The sequence below is a fragment of the Paraburkholderia sp. CNPSo 3076 genome (genome assembly GCF_026343935.1).
In the GTDB taxonomy this organism is placed as follows: domain Bacteria; phylum Pseudomonadota; class Gammaproteobacteria; order Burkholderiales; family Burkholderiaceae; genus Paraburkholderia; species Paraburkholderia nodosa.
The window spans coordinates 1-4,799 of sequence record NZ_JAPMAL010000094.1 but is presented as its reverse complement, the minus strand read 5'-3'; the positions used below and the strand labels follow the sequence as shown (position 1 = coordinate 4,799).

The 4,799-nt window shown below is 59.4% G+C and carries 5 protein-coding genes; 2 read left to right on the top strand and 3 right to left on the bottom strand.

Going from position 1 to position 4,799, the window contains the following annotated elements; all coding sequences use genetic code 11:
• Positions 1–557: IS6 family transposase (locus tag M3A49_RS41915; RefSeq protein WP_266233950.1), on the bottom strand; the 557-nt coding region annotated here is incomplete at its 3' end.
• A gap of 802 nt (positions 558–1,359) precedes the next feature.
• Between M3A49_RS41915 and M3A49_RS41910 the strand changes: the two genes are divergently transcribed.
• Positions 1,360–2,127 carry a hypothetical protein gene (locus M3A49_RS41910; RefSeq protein WP_266233949.1) on the top strand — a complete coding sequence of 256 codons (768 nt, stop codon included), beginning with the start codon at positions 1,360–1,362 and terminating at the stop codon, positions 2,125–2,127.
• Positions 2,128–2,525: 398 nt separating this feature from the next.
• Here the strand turns inward: M3A49_RS41910 and M3A49_RS41905 are convergent, their stop codons facing one another.
• The gene (locus M3A49_RS41905; RefSeq protein ID WP_266233948.1) at positions 2,526–3,212 is read right to left on the bottom strand and encodes a transposase; all 687 of its coding nucleotides are present in this window, start codon (positions 3,210–3,212) and stop codon (positions 2,526–2,528) included.
• A gap of 28 nt (positions 3,213–3,240) precedes the next feature.
• Here M3A49_RS41905 and M3A49_RS41900 point away from each other — a divergent pair, with 28 nt between their 5' ends.
• Entirely contained in the window at positions 3,241–3,897 is a 657-nt protein-coding gene (locus tag M3A49_RS41900) for a transposase (RefSeq protein WP_266233947.1), read from the top strand.
• Positions 3,898–4,558: 661 nt separating this feature from the next.
• Here M3A49_RS41900 and M3A49_RS41895 read toward each other — a convergent pair.
• Positions 4,559–4,799: DDE-type integrase/transposase/recombinase (locus M3A49_RS41895; RefSeq protein ID WP_266232700.1), on the bottom strand; the 241-nt coding region annotated here is incomplete at its 5' end.

Here is a 4,799-nt window from a genome sequence, read left to right as displayed (position 1 = left end):
GTCCGGGACTTGATGTTGCGGTGGTCCTGCTCGACCAGATTATTGAGATATTTCGAGGATCGGACCTTCGTGTCCTCAGGCAGCAAGCCATCGGCCTTCATCTCGCGCACGGCGCGGTGCGAGGCCGCATAGCCGTCAAGCGTGATGGTCTTCGGTGGCTGGCCCTGATGTCTGATCGCCTTCCTGAAAAAGGCTTTTGCCGCCTCCACGTCGCGCTTTGCACGGAGCATGAAGTCAACCGTCTGGCCCACCCGATCCACCGCCCGATAAAGATAGACCCACTTGCCGCGCAGCTTGAGATAAGTTTCATCAACACGCCAGGACTGGCCGGTGGGCCTGCCGAAGCGATTCCACCGTTTGACGAACTCCGGCGCAAAGCGCCGCACCCAGCGCAGGATCGTCGTGTGGGCCAGCGCCAGACCCCGTTCCGCCATCATTTCGACCAGATCGCGCAAGCTAAGCTTGTAGCGCAGGTACCAGCGAACACACAGAATGATCACATCGCGGTCAAAGTGACGGCCTGCAAACAGTTCGTCCGGGCTCTTCAGCTTGCACATCGTCGGTTCTCAATTCGTTCAGCCCGACACCTTAACCGATTCGCCTCCAAGCTATTTGCACCATCAGAGCCGCGCCATTCCTCGTGCGTGTACGCAGTCCCTGCGTGATTCCGTTCCAGACAAGGGTCGGGGGTTCGGAGCAGGCGCAGGCTCCGCACCCGTATTGGGCGCGCGCGCAAAAAAACGCTGGCTGTGACTGCAGCGCCGTGAGATTTGATTTCGTGTTCAGTCGTCATTCAATCCACTCGTAATGGTCTGCGAAAAGCAAGCGCAATAATTGGGCCAACGCTACCACATGCGCATCGATCGCTAAGGGTTTCAAGCGCGGCCGCAGTCGAACTCAATGCCCTGCGATGGTTTGAGCTTTGCGATGTGGGGCGGTAAACGCTCAACCAGATCGTAGCGGGTTCGCGCGGTGGCCATCCGGTGAGCCTGTGCAGGAGGTAGGCGTACGGCTGATGGTCGCTGGCGCTGCATGCAAGTACGACTCTGCCAACGGAGCCTGGCCATCTCGGTGTGGTGTGACGCATTTCTTCCAATCGCGCCGACGGATGTAGGGGATGTGGGCTTCCGGACAAACGGTGCCAAGGCCAGCGGCTGCCGGCCGCCACCGCGTCGACGAGTTCCTGCCTGTTCGGGGCCCCAGCGCGCGCAAAAGACAATACTGACGGGTGCATCAAATAGTGCGTCAACTGGTTGCGGGTTTTTCAAGGCTGCTGAATTTGTCTGAAGTCCTTTGTGGGTATGAGTTTCGCCGATTTCTGCCGGATCCGCTAGAATCCCCGATCTTTGGCGGTCGATAATGGCGCAAAGCCAGCAATGGCAACGGATTCCAACGGAATTGAGCCTCGGGCAGTTCGAACAATTTGTCTTGCCGCACCTCACGGCAGGACGCCGGGGACCGGCATCCAAACTGAGCGCGCACGCGATCTTCAACTACATCCTGAAACTGCTTTACCTGGGATGTCAATGGAAGGCGCTGCCGATTGCAATGGATCGGGACGGCAGGCCGGAGATCCACTACACGAGCATCTATCGGGCCTTTCGCCGCTGGCAGGCATGCGAATGTTTCGACGCCGTCTTCCTCGAGTCGGTGGTACGGCTTGAGCACGACCAGTTGCTGGACACCAGCGTCATCCATGGCGACGGCACCACCACGGCAGCGAAAAAAGGCGGCGACAACATTGGCTTCAGCGGCCACAAGAACATGAAGGGTGACAAGGTCGTTGCCTTCTGTGACCGGAACTGCAATGTGATCGCCCCGTTCGTGTCGGCACCAGGCAATCGCAACGAATCGCCGCTGCTGCGTGACGCGCTGCCGCAGGTGATACGGATTGCCCGTGAAGCAAGGCTGGACCTGCGTGACACCGTGGTCAGCCTGGACGGCGTCTACGATTGTCGCGCCAATCGCAAGGCGATATTCAACCGCGGGATGGTGCCCAACATCAATCCGAACCCGCGTGGCAGGAAACGCACGAAGCGAGGCCGCAAGCCGCTGTTCGATCTGGCCATTTTTAAAGAGCGGTTTCGTACGATCGAGCGCGTGTTCGCATGGGAAGACACCCATTAGCGGGCCGGCGTCAAGTGAGCAATCAACATCCCCGGCTGCCTGAGCGACCGTTTTCCAGTTGCCATGCCCGAATGCAAGCGGCCGAACGCGCCCGTGACTTCAATCCTGGCTGCGACGAATCGCGCCAGACACCCATCTGGATCAAGCAATCGGCGGTACAAGCGGTGCCTTTCGCCCTGACGGCCATGCCGTCCCGGAAGAACATTGGTACCGCAACGCGTCCATGGAATTTGTACAAGTTCAGGGGCTGCCCGATCCGGGCGCCAATCCACCGATGGCTCGCGTTGCAGGCGATCCGCCTTGACTGCATGTCGGGGGACGGCGGCACGGCATCCCATTCAAATTTCTGGGCTGGGACCCAATCTTCCCACGGGGCTTGCCGGTCGCCGTCGAAAGCATCACGTGAAGCAGCGCGTCACGTCAAATGGTTTGTTCTCCTTCAGAATGTGGAAGCACGCGCGCGCCAGTCTGTGCGCAAGCGCCTTGCGAGCCACGATCGGGTTGGTCTTGGCTTTCTTGCGTTCATAAAACCGCCGGGCGTCGGTGCAATAGCGTTGGGCGAAATTGGCGGCTTCCATGAACGCCCAGGACAGGTATCGGTTGCCGTTACGGATGTTGCCTTCACCTTTCTTCTTGCCGTTGCTGGTGTGGCAGCTGTCCACGCAGCGCGCATAGGAGGCGAAGTTGCCGACGCTGGCGAAACGCTCGATGGAGCCGGTTTCCAGCAGGATGACCGTTGCCAGGATCTGGCCGATGCCGGGTACGGTGGTGAGCAACGCATACTCGGGTCGCGGCCTGACCTTGTCGCCAAGCCGCTTTTCCAGTAGTCCGATCTGGGTGCAAAGCGTTGTGACGACAGCCAGGTTGGCCTGCATGGCCAGCGCGACCTCGGCAGGCAGCCCCATCTGGTCGATGGTTTCGGCCGTCAGTCGCAGAACCTCGGGACTCGAGATGCGCATGCCATGATGGCGAGCCGTGATGTGCTCGATCGCAAGCATGTGGCTGGTGCGGCTGCGGACCAGCTGCATGCGTTTGCGGGCGAGATCACGCACGCTTCGCATTTCGGGCGGCAGGATCCTGCCCACGGGCACTATCCTGCCGCCCGAGGTGCGTGTGGTACGCGATCTCGCCAGGAAACGGCAGCAACTTGTACGCAGTCGTACCCAGCATATTCTCGCGGTTGAGAACATTACAGCCCGTCAATACGGCAAACGAATCACGAGCAATCAGGTCAAGAGCCTGGGCGAACAAGCCATTGAACAAATGCACTTGCCAGACGATGTATCACTCGCGGTTCGGGCCAACGTCGCGGTCATCACGACGCTCTCTGCCCAGATCAACATCCTGGAAAAGCGCCTTCATGACAAAGTTGCGCCCGAACTTGACTATGCGTTGCTCACTACGGTGCCCGGTATTGGCCACACACTTGCAACCGTCATCCTGTTGGAGATCGGCTCAATCGATCGGTTTGCGAGCGCTGGCAACTTCGCTTCCTATGCACGCTGCGTGGACAGCCAGCGCATGAGCAACGGCAAGAAGAAAGGCGAAGGCAACACCAGAAACGGCAACAAGTATCTCGCCTGGGCGTTCATCGAGGCGGCCAACTTCGCGCAGCGCTTTTGCGACCCGGCCAGGCGCTTCTACGAGCGCAAGAAGGCCAGGACGAATCCGATCGTGGCGCGCAAAGCCCTGGCACACAAGCTGGCGCGCGCGTGTTTCCATATGCTGAAGGAGCGCAAGCCATTTGATAGGACCCGCTGTTTCGCGTAGGAGTAACGACGACGACCGGTAAGCCCCGTTCGACGGATGGAGCCGCAGCCACCACTTTGAATGGGATGCCGGGCCGCCGTCGCCCGATGCGCAGTCAAAGCGGATCGCCCGCAATGCGAGCCAACCCTAGATTGGCGCCGGCCCACTGGCAGCCCTCAGATTTGTGCGAACCCATGGACGCATTGCGGCACCAATATTCTTCTGGGGTGGCGAAGCCACCAGGGCGAACGGCATCCGTTGCATTGCCGCTCGCTTGATCCTGACGGGTGCCTGGCGCGATCCGTCGCAGCCATGAACTGAAGAAACGGGCGCGCTCAGCTGCTGCAAATTGGGGGGCTTGAAAATCAAAACTGGCCGCCAACCCGGCCATGCTATTGGCTACTCGCTTGACACAGGCCCGCTAATGGGTGCCGTGGAAGTCACGACTTCTCCACTTTGGCATATGCCGAACCCCGAAGGGCGGGAGTCGTCCATCACATCAGAGCCCGTCACGCCTACCTTCACGATCGGATAGAGCTTGAACCGATAAGAATTGAACGCTTCGGCGGAGATCGGCCTTGTCTTCCTTGTCGAGGGAAGAGCGTGTCCTGTTTGTGCCGTGCGTGGCTCTGGTGCAAATAGGCGGTCTGTACGAGATTGTTGTTATATAGAGGATACCTCATCAAGCAGACAGGACGGCCTCCCAGACTGCGGGCGCCGTGGTATCTTTGAGGCCGAGCTTCGCGAGGCCGAATTGGCCCTTGCGAATGCGATGTACCAACTCAATACCAGAGAGCGTGATCGCTGCGTTCCTGAAACGTTTGAAGCCGAGCATGACTTTCGTCCGGGACTTGATGTTGCGGTGGTCCTGCTCGACCAGATTATTGAGATATTTCGAGGATCGGACCTTCGTGTCCTCAGGC